This is a genomic window from Arthrobacter sp. JB02-1C (assembly GCF_057748045.1).
Genome location: NZ_CM173235.1, coordinates 3,233,824 through 3,249,241 on the forward strand (window position 1 = coordinate 3,233,824; position 15,418 = coordinate 3,249,241).

15 protein-coding genes and 1 tRNA gene are annotated in these 15,418 nt (G+C 67.8%); 11 read left to right on the forward strand and 5 right to left on the reverse strand.

Annotated elements, in window-relative coordinates:
• Positions 1 to 54: 54 nt before the first annotated feature.
• Positions 55 to 1,080: a selenide, water dikinase SelD gene (gene selD, locus AC3ANP_RS15150; protein WP_488330967.1), complete on the reverse strand. Its 1,026-nt coding sequence runs from the start codon at positions 1,078 to 1,080 to the stop codon at positions 55 to 57.
• 44 nt (positions 1,081 to 1,124) lie between these two features.
• On the opposite strand from selD, the gene AC3ANP_RS15155 reads away from it, so the two are divergent.
• The 3 genes from AC3ANP_RS15155 to selB all read left to right on the forward strand — a co-directional run bounded on the left by AC3ANP_RS15155 (position 1,125) and on the right by selB (position 4,388).
• Positions 1,125 to 1,219: transfer RNA gene (locus AC3ANP_RS15155), tRNA-Sec, on the forward strand.
• Positions 1,220 to 1,256: 37 nt separating this feature from the next.
• Positions 1,257 to 2,588, forward strand: a complete 1,332-nt coding sequence (gene selA / locus AC3ANP_RS15160) for an L-seryl-tRNA(Sec) selenium transferase (RefSeq protein ID WP_488330968.1) — start codon at positions 1,257 to 1,259, stop codon at positions 2,586 to 2,588.
• 3 nt (positions 2,589 to 2,591) lie between these two features.
• A complete protein-coding gene (gene selB / locus AC3ANP_RS15165; RefSeq protein ID WP_488330969.1) occupies positions 2,592 to 4,388 on the forward strand; it encodes a selenocysteine-specific translation elongation factor in 1,797 nt (598 codons plus the stop codon).
• Positions 4,389 to 4,390: 2 nt separating this feature from the next.
• Here the strand turns inward: selB and AC3ANP_RS15170 are convergent, their stop codons facing one another.
• Positions 4,391 to 5,026 (reverse strand): hypothetical protein, encoded by a 636-nt coding sequence (locus tag AC3ANP_RS15170; RefSeq protein WP_488330970.1) that lies wholly within the window; start codon positions 5,024 to 5,026, stop codon positions 4,391 to 4,393.
• Positions 5,027 to 5,171: 145 nt separating this feature from the next.
• Between AC3ANP_RS15170 and AC3ANP_RS15175 the strand changes: the two genes are divergently transcribed.
• The gene (locus tag AC3ANP_RS15175) at positions 5,172 to 5,747 is read left to right on the forward strand and encodes a dihydrofolate reductase family protein (protein ID WP_488330971.1); all 576 of its coding nucleotides are present in this window, start codon (positions 5,172 to 5,174) and stop codon (positions 5,745 to 5,747) included.
• Between the two features lie 81 nt (positions 5,748 to 5,828).
• Positions 5,829 to 7,184, forward strand: coding sequence for a D-serine ammonia-lyase (gene dsdA, locus AC3ANP_RS15180; RefSeq protein ID WP_488330972.1), 1,356 nt, complete (start codon positions 5,829 to 5,831; stop codon positions 7,182 to 7,184).
• 34 nt (positions 7,185 to 7,218) lie between these two features.
• Here dsdA and AC3ANP_RS15185 read toward each other — a convergent pair whose 3' ends face one another.
• A complete protein-coding gene (locus tag AC3ANP_RS15185) occupies positions 7,219 to 7,635 on the reverse strand; it encodes a DUF302 domain-containing protein (RefSeq protein ID WP_488330973.1) in 417 nt (138 codons plus the stop codon).
• Positions 7,636 to 7,695: 60 nt separating this feature from the next.
• Positions 7,696 to 7,953, reverse strand: a complete 258-nt coding sequence (locus tag AC3ANP_RS15190; RefSeq protein ID WP_488330974.1) for a metal-sensitive transcriptional regulator — start codon at positions 7,951 to 7,953, stop codon at positions 7,696 to 7,698.
• 126 nt (positions 7,954 to 8,079) lie between these two features.
• Here AC3ANP_RS15190 and AC3ANP_RS15195 point away from each other — a divergent pair, with 126 nt between their 5' ends.
• The 6 genes from AC3ANP_RS15195 to AC3ANP_RS15220 all read left to right on the forward strand — a co-directional run bounded on the left by AC3ANP_RS15195 (position 8,080) and on the right by AC3ANP_RS15220 (position 12,901).
• On the forward strand, positions 8,080 to 8,697 hold the full coding sequence (locus tag AC3ANP_RS15195; protein WP_488330975.1) for a rhodanese-like domain-containing protein: 618 nt from the start codon (positions 8,080 to 8,082) through the stop codon (positions 8,695 to 8,697).
• Positions 8,694 to 9,452: a sulfite exporter TauE/SafE family protein gene (locus tag AC3ANP_RS15200; protein WP_488330976.1), complete on the forward strand. Its 759-nt coding sequence runs from the start codon at positions 8,694 to 8,696 to the stop codon at positions 9,450 to 9,452. Before AC3ANP_RS15195 ends, AC3ANP_RS15200 begins: the two co-directional genes overlap by 4 nt.
• A 22-nt stretch (positions 9,453 to 9,474) precedes the next feature.
• The gene (locus AC3ANP_RS15205) at positions 9,475 to 9,816 is read left to right on the forward strand and encodes a rhodanese-like domain-containing protein (protein WP_488330977.1); all 342 of its coding nucleotides are present in this window, start codon (positions 9,475 to 9,477) and stop codon (positions 9,814 to 9,816) included.
• A gap of 56 nt (positions 9,817 to 9,872) precedes the next feature.
• Positions 9,873 to 11,273 (forward strand): MBL fold metallo-hydrolase, encoded by a 1,401-nt coding sequence (locus AC3ANP_RS15210; protein WP_488330978.1) that lies wholly within the window; start codon positions 9,873 to 9,875, stop codon positions 11,271 to 11,273.
• Positions 11,274 to 11,471: 198 nt separating this feature from the next.
• Positions 11,472 to 12,341, forward strand: coding sequence for a universal stress protein (locus AC3ANP_RS15215; RefSeq protein WP_488330979.1), 870 nt, complete (start codon positions 11,472 to 11,474; stop codon positions 12,339 to 12,341).
• 113 nt (positions 12,342 to 12,454) lie between these two features.
• Positions 12,455 to 12,901, forward strand: a complete 447-nt coding sequence (locus AC3ANP_RS15220; RefSeq protein ID WP_488330980.1) for a universal stress protein — start codon at positions 12,455 to 12,457, stop codon at positions 12,899 to 12,901.
• A 14-nt stretch (positions 12,902 to 12,915) separates the two neighbouring features.
• Here AC3ANP_RS15220 and ppsA read toward each other — a convergent pair whose 3' ends face one another.
• On the reverse strand, positions 12,916 to 15,297 hold the full coding sequence (ppsA, locus tag AC3ANP_RS15225) for a phosphoenolpyruvate synthase (RefSeq protein WP_488330981.1): 2,382 nt from the start codon (positions 15,295 to 15,297) through the stop codon (positions 12,916 to 12,918).
• Between the last annotated feature and the right edge of the window lie 121 nt (positions 15,298 to 15,418).

Here is a 15,418-nt window from a genome sequence, read left to right on the forward strand (position 1 = left end):
TCGGGTTCAGGGGGTCCCGGGTTCAGCGGGTCCCGGGTTCAGCGGGTCCCGGGTTCAGCGGATCTCGATGCCCTGGCCCGCGGTGGTATGCCCGATGACGGGGTACCCGGGCACCTCCCCCACGACGAGCAGGCCGCCGGAGGTCTGTGCATCGGCCAGCAGAAGCAGCTCGTCCTCGGTAACGCCGGCAGCGGAGCGCAGATGCGGCCGCACCCAGTCAAGGTTGCGCCGCGTCCCGCCGGAGACATAGCCGTCCCGCAGCGCTTCCAGGGCCCCGCCGAGCAGCGGTACCGCCTTCCGGTCGATCACGGCCCCCACTCCGGAGGCGCGGACCATCTTGTACAGATGGCCCAGCAGGCCGAAGCCGGTCACGTCCGTGGCCGCACGCAGACCGGCCGCCACCGCCGCGTCGGCTGCGTCGCGGTTGAGTGCCGCCATCGTCTCCACCGCCTCGGCGAACACCTCACCGGTCTGCTTGTGCCGGTTGTTGAGCAGCCCGACGCCGATCGGTTTGGTAAGGGTGAGCGGCAGCCCGGGCGCGGCGGCGTCGTTGCGCAGCAGGCGGTCGGGGTGGGCGACGCCGGTGACCGCCATGCCGTACTTCGGCTCCGGATCGTCAATGGAGTGTCCGCCGAGCACCGGGCAGCCGGCCTCGGACGCCACACTCAGGCCGCCGCGCAGGACTTCAGTCATCAGTTCCATCGGCAGGACACCACGGGGCCAGCCGACGAGGTTGATGGCCGTGACCGGCCGGCCGCCCATGGCGTAAATGTCGGACAGGGCGTTGGCGGCGGCTATGCGGCCCCAATCAAAGGGGTCGTCGACAACGGGGGTGAAGAAGTCTGCGGTGGTGAGGACCGCCAGATCGTCGCGCACCAGAACTGCCGCCGCGTCGTCACCGCTGTCCAGGCCGACCAGCACCTCCGCGCCCTGTTCCCCGATGAGGCCACGGACCGCGTCTTCGAGCTCGCCGGGGGGAATTTTGCAGGCACAGCCGCCGCCGTGGGCATAGCCGGTGAGCCGCAGGGGGCCGGTGACCCCGTCATCGAGTTGCCGGACTGACGTCTGAACCTCGTTCATCCGCTTAGCGTACCTCTCAAGGCAACCCTGCTATATTGATGCGCGGTGGCGTCCGGGTCCTGGTGGGCCCCCCGGTCTTCAAAACCGGTGAGGCTGAGTATCTCGGCCTGGCGGGTTCGATTCCCGTCCGCCTCCGCCAACCACCGGCATCCAAGGCCGCGGAAGGGAGAGGGACTGTGGACCTGGTCGATCCCCGCCGCCTGATTCCGCGCACCGACGATCTGCTCGCCTTGCCGGCCGTCCGGCGGGCCGGCGACCGTTTGAGTGCACGGGTCATCCGTGAACTGGTCCGGGACACCCAGGAGCAGGCCCGCCGCGGGGACATCGCTCCGGGCCAGGTGGAACCTGCCCTGCTGGCCGCTGTCGCCGCCCGCGCAGCGACCACCCTGCGCCCGGTGCTCAATGCCACCGGTGTGGTGGTCCACACCAACCTCGGCCGGGCCCCGCTTTCTGCGGCCGCTGTTGAAGCCCTGGTCGCGGCCAGCGGCTACGTCGACGTCGAGCTTGACCTGGCCACCGGCAGCCGCGGCGGACGCGGCGCCGGTGCCCGGGCCGCACTGCTCGCCGCCTGTCCCGCCGCCGAGGACGCCCTGGTGGTTAACAACGGGGCCGCGGCGCTGGTGCTGGCCACGACGGCCCTGGCGGCCGGCCGCGAGGTGGTGGTGAGCCGCGGGGAACTGGTCGAGATCGGTGCAGGTTTCCGGCTGACCGACCTGATCGAGTCGACGGGCGCGAGGCTGCGCGAGGTGGGCACGACCAACCGGACCCACCTGCCGGACTACTCCGGCGCCCTGGGACCGGACACCGGCTGCGTCCTCAAAGTCCATCCGAGCAACTTCCGGGTCGACGGATTTACCGCCGCCGTTCCGCTGGAGCAGCTGAGCCCGCTGACTGCGGACCATGGGGTCCCGCTCATGGCCGACCTCGGCAGTGGGCTGCTGGCGCCCGACCCGGCCCTGCCGCACGAACCGGACGCCGCCTCGGCACTGGCGAGCGGGGCCGACGTCGTCATCGCCAGCGGCGACAAACTGCTGGGCGGCCCCCAGGCGGGCTTGCTGCTGGGCCGCAAGGAGATCATCGCCCGGTTGGCCCGGCACCCGCTCGCCCGGGCGGTCCGGGCCGACAAACTTGCCCTCGCCGCCCTGGAGGCGACTGTCGCGGGCGGACCGCCGCCGGTGGTCCAGGCCCTGCATGCCGAAGCCGGGCCATTGCGGCAGCGCACCGACAAACTCGCCCAGGCCCTGGGCGTCCCGGTCGTGGCCCATGACGGCCGCGTCGGCGGCGGCGGCGCCCCCGGCGTTCCGTTGCCGGGATGGGCGCTCCGGCTCCCCGAGGGACTCGCCGTCCATTTGCGGACCGGCGATCCGGCCGTGCTGCCGCGCGTCCACGAGGGCTCCTGCCTGATCGATCTGCGCTGCGTTCCCGCCGGGGATGACGAGCGGATTCTCGAGGCGGTGCGCCAGGCGCAGGCAGCCCTCGCGGCGGCAGATGGCGGCGGGGCGGGCTGAGCCGTGCACGTCATTGCCACCGCCGGGCACGTCGATTCGGGCAAGAGCACCCTGGTCCGCGCCCTCACCGGCATGGAGCCGGACCGGTGGGAGGAGGAACGGCGCCGCGGGTTGACCATTGACCTGGGCTACGCCTGGACTACCTTGCCGTCCGGCCGGGAGATCGCCTTCGTTGACGTTCCGGGCCACGAACGGTTTCTGGGCAACATGCTTGCCGGCATCGGTCCGGCGCCGGTGGTCTGCTTCGTCGTCGCTGCGGACGAGGGCTGGCAGGCACAGTCGGCGGATCACCGGGATGCCGTCGCCGCGCTCGGGATTGAACACGGCGTGGTGGTGCTCAGCCGTGCGGACCGGGCCTCCCGGCAGCAGGCCGCAGACGCGCTCTCGCAGGCACGCCGGGAGCTGGCCGGCACGGGTCTGCAGGATGCGCCCGCCGTCACCGTCTCGGCCATCGACGGGACCGGCCTGGCGGACCTGCGTACCGCGCTCGACGGCGTCCTCGGCCAGGTGCCGGCCCCCGCCTCCGGGGGAAGGGTCCGGCTGTGGGTGGACCGTTCGTTCAGCATTACCGGCGCCGGAACGGTGGTGACCGGCACGCTGGCAGCAGGAACCCTTGCCAGGGGTGACCGGCTGCAGCTGCTCGGCCACGAGGGTTCGCGGTCCGTGGTGGTCCGTGGCCTGCAAAGCCGCGATACTTCGTACGATTCCGTGGGGCCGGTCAGCCGGGTGGCGCTGAACCTGCGGGATGTTGCCGCTGCGGACATCCGCCGGGGCGATGCGCTGCTGACTCCGGACGCGTGGCCCACCACCGGCGTCGTGGGCATCCAGCGCACCACCGGTGCAGCCTTGACGGACGTGCCGGAGCAGCTCATGGTCCATGTGGGTACCGCGGCAGCGCCGGCCCGGTTGCGTCCGTTCGGGGCCGACCACGCCCGGCTGGTCTTCGACCGGCCGCTGCCGCTCGTGCTCGGGGACCGGCTGGTGCTGCGCCACCCCGGCAGCCGCCTGGTGCTGGGCGGGGCACGCATTCTCGATGCTGATCCGCCGGCGTTGCGGCGGCGCGGCGACGGCGCGCACTGGGCAGAGCGCCTGGCCGGCACCGGCCCGGCCGGTGACGTCCTGGCCGAAATAGCGGCCCGCGGGGCGGTGCAGGCAGAACACCTCCACCGGCTGGGGCTGCTGTCCGGACCCGCCGTGGACGCGCCGGCGGGCGTCCGGGTCGTCGGTCCCTGGTGGGTGCATGCTCCCGCCTTCGAGGCATGGCAGCATCGGCTGCGCGCTGCCGTGGCGGAACTGCAGGAGCGGGACCCGCTGGCCGCCGGGCTGTCCATGGGCGCGGCGCGGGACCTGCTGGCACTGTCCGACGAGCGGCTCCTGGAACCTGTCGTCCGCGAAGCAGGCCTGGAGCAGGAAGGCGGCCACATCCGGCTGCCCGGCAGCAGTGACAATCTGGGCCCGGCGGAGCCGGCGGTCGCTGAGCTGGAGCGCAGGCTGACCACGGCTCCGTTTCAGGCCCCGGAAGCCGACGACCTGGCCGCGATGGGCCTGGGCGCCCGGGAGCTGGCCGCCGCCGAACGCACGGGGCGCCTGCTGCGGCTGCGCGACGGGGTGGTGCTGCTGCCGACGGCGCCAGCCCTTGCCATGCGCACCCTCGCCGGACTGGAGCAGCCCTTCACCACCAGTCAGGCCCGGCAGGCACTGGAGACAACACGCCGGGTTGCGGTTCCGTTGCTTGAATACCTGGACTCACGCGGCTGGACCCGGCGCCTGGATGCCGGTCACCGGACCGTGGTGCGCTGAGATCAGTCGCCGCCGGGCGGGGAAATCCAGTAGTTCTGCACCCTTGCGGCCGCCGTCCTCAGCTGGTCCGCGGCGAGCACAACGGATTCTTCCTCCATGCCCAGGTCCTGCCATTGCGCCACCAGGCGCGTGTCACCGTCGATGGGCAGGGGCCAAAGCCAGAACTTAATGGACGAGAACAGCTCGTCCTCGTTGCCCGACCCGCCTCCGCCGCCCGCCATCATCAATACCGGTCCCGTCATTGGTCCCGTGTGGTCAAACATCCCTGGCTGCAACTGAGCAGTCGTGGCCTTCCGCCCATCGGGAAAGGCCACACCGAAACGAAGGGTGCTTCCGCTGTCACCGTCTGAATCCAGCCCGTAACGGCCACGGTTGAAGCACTGGCCCGTTAGCCTGCTCCATTCGGCGTCTGATTCGTTCATCCGGCGGACAGACCAGACGATCTCTATCAAGCAACCGGTGGAAAAGACTTCGACGCTTTTTGCAGCCATCACCATCCGTGCCGAACGGTGAAAGAACTGCCCCAACGAGACAACGGCCGGGAGTTCATCGGCCGGTGGCCCTGCCCAGACGGGCGGCACGTGCTTCGGCTGGCGTGGCCTCTCCGGCCGGGCGGGAAGATCATCAAAGAAGGACATGTCAACATCCTTGCACCCGGGTCAAGAGCTGCTGTCGGAAAAAGCAGCCAAAGGCTAGTGGCATCCGGACCACGGGGAGTTACGGTGGCTCCAGGATGGCCGGAAGGCAATGACGCCCTTGGCCCCGAGACGGAAGGCTGGCGCCGTGCGAAAACTGATCTACGCCATGAACCTGACGGTGGACGGCTACATCGCCGCGGCCGGTGACGACATCGGCTGGAGCGATCCGAGCGCCGAACTGTTCCAGTGGTGGCTCGACCAGGAGCGGGCCAACAGCCTGTCGCTGTACGGCCGCAAACTGTGGGAGGCCATGAGCTCCTACTGGCCGACCGGCGACGAGCAGCCCGGCGCAACTCCGGCAGAAAATGAATTCGCACGGAACTGGCGGGACACCCCGAAGGTGGTGTTCTCCTCGACGATCCCCGATCTCGCCACGAGCGAGAACTGGAACACCCGCCTGGTCACCGGCGACGCCATCGCCGAGATCACCCGGCTCAAGGACGGCGACGGCGGCCCGATGACCGTCGGCGGCGCCACGTTGGCCCGGGCGGCCATGCGGGCAGGGCTGATCGACGAATACGTACTCGCCACGCATCCGGTCCTGGTGGGTGGCGGCACTCCGTACTTCACCGCGCTGGACAGCTGGGTGAACCTGAACCTGGTGGAGACGCGGACGCTTTCCGGCGGCGTGGTCGTGACCAGATTCGAGACGAGGCGCTGAGCGCGGGCGCTGACTCGCCGGCCTCGGCTTCGTCCCCTAGATTGGTCTTTAGCCAGCAAGCACCGACCGGGAGCCGCCACGATGACCCAGATTCCCGAACTCGAGCAGTTGTTCTCCGATCCGCTGGTTGCCGCACTGGCCCGATCGGAGGAAACGGCGTGGTTCAGCCCTGGCCCCACAGCCAGCCAGGATGCCATAGCGCAGTCCGGGATCGACCCCGCCATCACCGAGGATGCCCGCGCGCGCTTCCGCCGCTTTGCCCCGTGGTTCGTCGAGCGCTTCCCCGACACCCGCCGCACGCACGGGATCCTGGAATCCCCGCTGGTGGGCATTCCTCACCTGCAAAGGGAACTCGGTTCACGGTTCGGGTACGAGCTTCCCGGCAAACTCTGGCTCAAACGCGACGACGCCCTGCCGGTCAGCGGGTCGATCAAGGCACGCGGCGGCATCCACGAAGTTCTGCAGGTCGCCGAACGCCTCGCCGTTCAAGCGGGCCTCATGGCGGAGGCCGACGACGCCCGCGCGTTGATGACCCCTCAAGCGCAGGACTTGCTTTCGCGGCACGGAATTTCCGTCGGCTCCACCGGCAATCTGGGCCTGTCCATCGGCATTGTCGCCTCGGAACTCGGTTTCAGAACCACCGTGCATATGTCCCGGGATGCGCGGGCCTGGAAAAAGGAGCTGCTGCGCGCCCGCGGCGTGGACGTTGTTGAGCACGCGGGCAACTTTTCCGATGCCGTGGCGGCCGGGCGCCGGACTGCCGAGGACGACCCCAGCGTCTGGTTCGTCGACGATGAAGCCTCGCTGAGCCTGTTCGCCGGCTATTCCGCGGCCGGCAGACGGCTTGCCGGGCAACTGGCGGCCTTGGAGGTCAGCGTGGATGAGCGCCACCCACTCCTGGTGCACCTGCCCTGCGGCGTCGGTGGCGCCCCCGGGGGTGTCACCTTTGGCCTGAAGCAGGAGTTCGGGGACGCGGTCCACTGCATTTTTGCCGAACCCGTCGCCTCCCCCTGCATGTCGCTGGGTGTGCGCACCGGACTGCATGACGGGATTTCCGTGACCGACATCGGGTTGGACGGGCTCACGGCGGCGGACGGGCTGGCCGTACGCCGCCCCTCGCGCCTGGTCGGGGAGCGCCTGCAGCACATGATCGACGGCTACGTGACGGTCTCCGACGAACGTATGAAGGCGTGCCAGGGCCTGCTGCATGACACCGAGGGGATCGACGTCGAGCCGTCGGCCGCCGCCGGTTTCGCCGGACCCTGGCGGGTGCTCGCCGATGCTGCCTACCGTACCGCGTTCGGTCTCGATGACGCCGCACTCGCTAACGCCACCCACATCGTCTGGGCTACCGGCGGGTCCATGGTTCCGGCCCAGGAAATGGCCGGCTACGTCGCCGAAGGCCAGCGCCTGGCCAAGGAGATTCCCTGGGGCTAGGTCCGGGCTTGTCGGAGTTCGTGACGGACGTCCATCACTTACTGTCCCCGCCCAGGCTGGCGAGGGCCTTCCGAAGGCGCGTGCCGGCGTCGTCCGCTACTTCCTTGACCGAAGGGGCGCTGCTGAGCTGCACCATGGTCTGCGGATCGATGGCTTCCACAGTGGTTGTGGCCGCCGAACTGTGCCGTCGCACCACAACGTTGCAGGGCAGCAGGGCGCCGATTTCGGGCTCGGCGGCCAGGGCTCGGCTGGCAAGGACCGGGTTGCAGGCACCGAGGATGATGTAATCCCCGACGGCGTTCGCCGCCTCAGTGCCCAGCTTCGCCTCGAAGGTGGACCGGACATCGATTTCCGTCAGGATCCCGAACCCCTGCGCAGCAAGGGCTTCGCGCGTCCGTTCCACGGCTTCGGTCCAGGGAAGGGCTACCGTCGTGGCCAGGGTGTAGGTCATGTTGCTCCTTAGAATTCCCGGGGTGCTCCCTTGTTCCGGTGGGCTGCACGTACCCGATAGTCAGGCGAGGGAGAGGAAGAGCTTCTCCAGGTCTTTCCGGTCCATGGTTTCGTCCTTTTGGATAATGCACTGCTCAAGTCCGGTGGCGATGATGGCAAAGCCGGCGCGGTCAAGGGCCTTCGATACGGCCGCAAGCTGAGTGACGATGTCCTTGCAGTCCCGGCCTTCCTCGAGCATCCGGGTGACGGCGGCGAGCTGGCCCTGCGCGCGCTTCAGGCGGTTGATCACGGGCGTGAGTTCGGTCGGGTTTAGTTCCATAGGTGGCGTCTCCAGTGATCGGTTGCTTGCCCTCAACTATATACCCCCACGGGTGTTTTGCGTACCCCCCGGGGTATCTGCAATACTCGGAGGGGTATCCACCCGCCCCGTTTCGAGAGGCCACTTATGACATCCCCCATCAAAGCAACAACCGTTGCCGCACTCGCCCCCGGCACCCTGCAGTCCTGGATCAAAGAGCACCAGGACCTCGTGGTGATCGACGTGCGCTCCGCCGCTGAATTCGAATCCCTGCACATCCGCGGCTCCTACAACGTGCCGCTGCCGCTGCTGTCCGAGCACACCGGCGAACTCGCCGCCCGGCTGGGCTCGCGCGTGGTCCTCGTCTGCCAGTCCGGCGTCCGCGCCGAGCAGGCCCGCCAGCGCATGGCCACCGTTGGCCTGGACACCGCCTACGTACTCACGGGCGGGGTGCCCGGCTTTGCTGCCGCCGGCGGCGACGTGGTCCAGGGCAAGGACCGCTGGGACCTGGAACGCCAGGTGCGCTTGGCCGCCGGCTCCCTGGTCATGCTGGGCCTGGTGGGAGGGAAGTTCGTCTCCCCCAAGGTCCGCATGCTGGCCGGAGCCATCGGCACCGGGCTGACCTTCTCGGCCGCCACCAACACCTGCGCCATGGGCAAGGCCCTCTCGGCCATGCCGTGGAACAAAGCCGCCAAGGAACCCACCCGCGAAAGTGCCATCCGGCAGCTTCCCGTGCAGACCGCTGAAGAGGGCGCAGCGGCATGATTGCGGCCCTGGGTCTGGGGCTCGTCGTCGGCGTCGTCCTGGGCGTGGTGGGCGGCGGCGGGTCCATCATCGCCGTCCCGGCCCTGGTGTACGGCGTGGGCATGAGCCCCGCCCAGGCCATCCCCACCTCGCTGCTGGTGGTGGGCCTCTCCTCGCTGGCGGCCTTGTTGCCCCGGGTCCGGGAGGGCCTGAACTGGCCCGTGATCGCCCTCGTGGGGGGCGCCGGCATCCCGTCGGCGTGGGCCGGCGCGGCCGTGGGCAAGCTGCTGGATCCGAACATCCTGATGCTGGCCTTCGCCGTGATCATGGTGGCCGCGGGCATCCGGATGCTCAGCAAGCCCCGCGAAAGCGAGGGCTCCTGCAGCACCGGGCCGCACCGGGCCTTCCGCACCTGCGCCCCCAAAGCCATCGGTGTTGGCCTGCTCGTCGGGTTCCTCACCGGACTCCTGGGCGTGGGCGGCGGCTTCCTCATCACCCCCGCGCTGACCATCTTCCTCGGCCTGCGCATGAAGCAGGCCGTCGGAACATCCCTGGCGATCATCGTCATCAACTCCGCTGCCGGGTTCAGCGCCCACGCCGCCGGCTACACCATCGACTGGGCCACCACCCTGGCATTCGCCATCCCCGCCATCGTGGGATCCGTGGTTGCCGCCCGGCTGGCCCGCCACCTGCACGACAAACACATCCGCATCTCGTTCGCGGTACTCATCTTCGCCGTCGCGGCGTGGGTCACCGCCGGCACGGTCACCGCCTGACCCCCAGCAACAGGAGAACACCATGGGACTGATCGATTCGCTCAAGAAGGCCTTCAGCAAGCCCTACAAGACCATCTCCATAGCGCAGGCCAAGGACCTCCTGGGGTCCGGGGCCACGCTCATCGACGTCAGGTCAGCCCAAGAATGGCGGACCGGCCGGGCGCCGCAGGCCAAGCATGTCCCCCTTGACCGGCTGCAGGGCAGCACCGCCGGCATCCAGAAGACCCGCCCCGTGGTCGCCATCTGCGCCTCTGGCGTGCGCTCGGCAGCTGCGGCCAGGCTCCTCGCCGCCAAGGGCTACGACGCCTATTCCGTGCGCGGCGGCATGGCCGCCTGGCGCCAGGCCGGCGAACCCGTCCGCTGACCACACCCACCACCTCAACCCCTGCCATTTCCCCCTTTCCTCAAGGAGAACAGCACATGCTTATCGAGCGCATTTACGACGAAGACCTGGCCCAGGCAAGCTACCTGATCGGCTGCCAGGCCAAGGGCGAAGCAATCGTGGTGGACGGCCGCCGCGACATTGCGGTGTACCAGGCCCTGGCCGAAAAGAACGGCATGAAGATCGTGGCCGTCACAGAGACCCACATCCACGCCGCCTACCTCTCCGGCACCCGCGAACTCGCAGCCGCCACCGGCGCCAAAATTTACGTCTCCGGCGAAGGCGGCCCGGACTGGCAGTACGAGTTCGACGGCGATCGGCTCTACGACGGTGACACCATCGCCCTGGGCAACATCAGCATCAAGGCGGTCCACACTCCGGGGCACACCCCGGAGCACCTGTCCTTCCTGGTCACGGATGGCGCCTTCAGCGATCAGCCCGGCTACCTGCTTTCCGGCGACTTCGTGTTCTCCGGGGACCTTGGCCGGCCCGACTTGCTGGACGAGGCGGCCGGCGGGATCGACACCCGCTTCGACGGCGCCAGGCAGCTCTTCGCCAGCCTGCGGGACAAGTTCCTCACCCTGCCGGACTACGTCCAGGTTCACCCCGCCCACGGCGCCGGCAGCGCCTGCGGCAAGGCCCTCGGTGCCATCCCGTCCTCTACCGTGGGGTACGAGCGGCTTTACGCCTGGTGGGGGCCCTATCTGGCCACCAACGACGAGCAGGGCTTCATCAACGAGCTCCTCGACGGCCAGCCCGACGCCCACGCCTACTTCGGCCGGATGAAGCGCGAAAACCGTGTCGGCCCGGCCGTCATGGGCGAACGCGCCCCCTTGACGGAGCTCTCGACCGGCGTCGTTGCCGCCGGCCTTGCCGCGGGCACCCTAACCTTCATCGACACCCGTTCCGTCGGGGAAGTCCACCGGGGCAGCGTGGCCCGGTCCCTGAACGTTCCGGCCGGCAGGTCTGTGGCCAGCTACGGCGCCTGGGTGGTGAACCCTGAGACGGACAAGAACCCGCTGGTGCTGCTGGCCCAGGACCAGGAGCAGGCGCAGGACATGTGGGACCATTTGGTCCGGGTGGGCATCGACAACGTGGCCGGCTACCTCACCGGTATCGAGGGACTGCCGGCTTTCACCCCGAAGCTGATCCAGCCCGGGGAACTCGACGGTTTCGACGCCGCCATGGTGCTGGATGTGCGCAACAGGACCGAGCATCAGGCCGGGCATGTCCCGGGCTCCTACCAGCTCAGCGGCGGGCGCGTGATGTGGCACCTGGATGAGCTGCCCGCCGACGGTACCATCGTGTCCTACTGCCAGTCAGGGGTACGGAACTCCGTCGCGGCCAGCGCCCTGCGCCGTGCCGGGTACGACGTCGTCGAACTCGACGGCAGCTACGCCGCCTGGAACGCCTGGCGGAGCACGGTCCCCGCAGCCTGACCAAGGCCAGCCGCCCCGGGTCGCTGGCGATCTGGGCCGCCGGTTGACCAGCATTGAGGGGCTTAAGGCCTTCACAACGAAGGCGCTCCGAGAGCACACTTTAGGCGTCGGCAGCCTGCCACTGAAGCTGACGCCGCCGGACACCCTGGCCGGATTGCGCCGCTGAAGAGCACATAGTCAAGAAGATCGGGATCCGAAATGACCAAGCCAATTGTTGTGGGTATCAATGGTTCGGCCGGCAGCGAAGCCGCCCTGAGCTGGGCGCTGCAGCGCGCATCCCGGCACAGGCTGCCGGTGCTCGCTCTCTATGCCCTGGAAGACAACTGGGTATCCCCGGACTTCCAGTACCAGGACCTCTTCCGTGCAGCGGGTATGAACCTGCTCCAGGAGGCGCAGGAAGCAGCCCGAACCCAGGCCCCCGACGTCGTGGTCGAGGTACGGCTCCACCACGGCAGCGCAGGCGCGACCTTAAGGGAAGCGTCGAAGGAAGCTTCCCTCGTTGTGGTCGGGGCGCATGACCCGCACTGGCTGGATGGCGGGCCGCTGGCAGACCGCGCCTTGCAGATCGTCTCCGCCTCGGACAGCCCGGCCGCCGTCGTCCCACCCACGCCGGGCACGGACCGTCACGGGGTCGTGGTCGGGGTGGACGGGTCGGAGGAGTCGTTGCAGGCTGTTTCCTTCGCCGCCGCCGAGGCTGACAGTGCAGGTGACGAGCTGACGGTGGTCCTTGCCGTGCGCAAACCTGCTAGTTGGCTTGGGGACAGGCTCCCCGGCGGGCTGGCGGAGAGCGTCACCGACGAGGACCGGGTGGTCCTGGCCGAATCGGTGGCGGGCCTGGGCGACAGGTACCCGGATCTGAAGATCCGGCAGCGGCTCGAAACCGAAACCGAACCTGCCAAGGCATTGGTCACCGTCGCACGGGAGGCCCGGCTGCTGGTGCTCGGCAGCCGGGGGCGCGGTGGATTTTCCCGGCTGGTCCTGGGCTCCACCGCCCACGCCGTCTTGCTGAACGTCCCCTGCCCCACGATCGTCACCCGGCTGCACAGGGTCGAACACGACAAGAGCTGAGAACCTGGCACCGAGCTTCTGGAAAACGTGCACGGTCACGGTGTCCTTCGCCCCTTGACCCAGATGCGTGCGGGGGTCAGGGTGATTCCATGGACGCTAAAGGACGCGTTGTCGTGGGTATCGACGGTTCTGAGTACTCTTCGGCAGCCTTGCAGCTTGCGCGGCGCTTCGCCTCGGTGCTGGACGCTCCGATCGAAGTCATCAGTTGCGTTGGCCTCTCGGACTTTTATCTTCCGGCCCATCTCCCGCCGGGCAACCCGGAATTGTCGAACCAGCTGGAAGAGACCGCCACGCGCCTCATGGATCAGGCTATCGAAAGAGCCTACGGGCAGGACCGTCCACAGAACCTGTGGACGGCGGTGAAATTCGGGTCACCGGCGAAGGTCCTCGTCGAGGAGAGCAGGGGTGCCCAGCTTCTCGTGGTGGGTCGCCGGGGTCACGGCGGTCTAGTCGGCCAGCTGATCGGCTCCGTGAGCAGCGCCTGTGTCGCACACGCTCATTGCCCTGTCCTGGTGGTGGGGCAGGAACCCAAGGACGCGCAGGAGCAGGCAAGGGCGTAAGCGGGTACCCGGGGTTAGGTCGACGCTTCTGCGTCTGCCACCCGTTGGACCGTGTTCAGAAAGCTGTCCGGGTTGAGTGAAAGCGAATCAATACGTTCCCGGACGAGGAAAGCGGCGAAGTCGGGATGGTCGCTGGGTCCCTGGCCGCAGATGCCGATTTTGATTCCCGCTACGTGCGCCTGACGGATGACCTCGCTGATCATCGAGGTGACCGCCTCGTTCCGTTCATCGAACAGCCCGGCCAGGTCCTCCGCGTCCCGATCGACGCCGAGGACCAGCTGGGTCAGGTCATTGGAGCCGATAGAGAACCCGTCGAACCGCCGCGCGAATTTCTCCGCCAGGATGACGTTGGACGGTATCTCGCACATCATGTAGACCTGCAACCCGTTTTCACCCCGGACCAGGCCGTTCGCGGCCAACGCCTCCAGAACAAGGTCAGCTTCCGCCAGCGTCCGGCAAAACGGCACCATAACGATCACGTTGCCGAAGCCAATAATCTCCCGCACACGCTTTAGTGCCTTGCATTCCAAGGCAAATCCCTCTTTGTAGCGGTCGTGGTAGTAGCGGGAGGCGCCCCTGAGACCGAGCATCGGGTTTTCTTCAGGCCGTTCAAAGTAGGCCCCGCCGAGCAGGTGCGCGTATTCGTTGGACTTGAAATCACTCAAACGCACAATCACGGGATGTGGATGGTACGGGGCCGCTATCTTGGCGATTCCCAAGGCGAGGGTTTCGACAAAGTAGTCCTCTGGCCGGGGATGCCCGTGGGTGATCTCCTGGATCTGCCGTCTGGTCTCGGCGTCTGCCACCCGCTCCGGGTGCACCAGGGCCATGGGGTGGATCCTGATCAGATTGGCAATAATGAATTCCAGCCGTGCCAGGCCTACACCGTCCGCGGGCAGCCGCCACCACCGGAAAGCCGCGGCCGGACTGGCAACATTGACCATGATTGAGGTGCGGGTCCGGGGCAGCCTGCCCAGGTCAACGTCGGTCGCGTCAAAGGCCAGGGCCCCCTCGTAGACCCTGCCTTCATCGCCCTCGGCGCAGGAAAGGGTCACCGTCTGGCCGTCCGTGAGGACCGCAGTGGCCCTGCCGGTGCCGACGATCGCCGGTACTCCCAGTTCCCTGCTCACGATCGCGGCATGGCTGGTGGCTCCGCCATGGTCGGTGATGATTCCTGCCGCCCGCTTCATCACCGGCACCCAGTCCGGATCAGTCATTTCCGTGACGAGGATGGCGCCGTCTCGGAATGTCCGGATGTCTGCCGCGTCCTTGACCACACAGACTTCACCCCGCGCGATGGAATCGCCGACGGCAGACCCTGTCACCAGTACCCTGCCGTCCTGCAGAAGACGATGGACGGTAAAGAGGGTACTGCTCTTTTGTGATTGAACGGTCTCGGGGCGGGCCTGGACCATGAATATTTCGCCGGTCAGGCCGTCCTTCGCCCATTCCATGTCCATCGGACACCCATAGTGCTCTTCGACGACCACGGCCCAGCGGGCAAGCTGGAGGATCTCCGAATTCTGTAGCACGAACGACTGCCTTTCCTCCCCGCTGGTCTCGACCGTTCGGGTACGGGCGGTACCGCCTCGGCTGTACACCATCTTTTCGGCCTTGGCGCCGAGGATCTTTTCTATGATCGGCTCATATGGCGGTGCGGCCAGGAGAGGCTTGAAAACCAGGTACTTGTCCGGGTCCACGCTCCCCTGGACAACTGTTTCGCCCAGACCCCATGCCGCGCTGATGACGGCGGCCCGGGGAAATCCCGAATCAGTGTCGATGGAGAACATCACCCCTGAGGCGCCGACGTCGGAGCGCACCATGAACTGCACACCGATGGACAACGCCACGTTCAAGTGGTCAAAATTCTTCATTTCGCGGTAACTGATCGCCCGGTCGGTGAACAATGAAGCGAAACAGCGTCGACAGGCATCGAGGAGTTCCGACTCCCCCACCACGTTCAGAAAGGTCTCCTGCTGACCGGCGAAGCTGGCGTCAGGAAGATCCTCGGCAGTAGCGCTGCTTCTCACAGCCACCGGCGGTTCGTCCACCCCGACGCGTTCCGCCAGCAAGCGATAGTTCGTTTTGATCAGCCCAGCAGTTTCTTCGGGAAACGTGCCGCCCAGAACGAGCTTCCTGAGTTCTTCGCCGGTCTTACGGAGCGACACCTCACCAGCACGATACTGCCCGATCCGTTCCCGAAGGGCCTGCTCTATGCGGTTAGCGTCCACGAACGCCCGATACGCCGCAGCCGTGGTCGCAAACCCTTCCGGGACCCGAACCCCGCTGGCCCGCAGAGAGCGTGTCATCTCCCCCAGCGAGGCGTTCTTCCCGCCAACCTCCCGGACGTCTTCCATTCCGACGTCCTGGAACCAAACCACCTGGCGTTCAGCCATCGCGTCTCCAACCCGACTGGGTTCCCGGGCTGCCCTGCATCGCCCGTCCTTCGTTTTGTGCACCAGTATGATCACTTTCAGCGCTCGGCGCCATACATCGGCTGGCCGCCGTGAACATCCA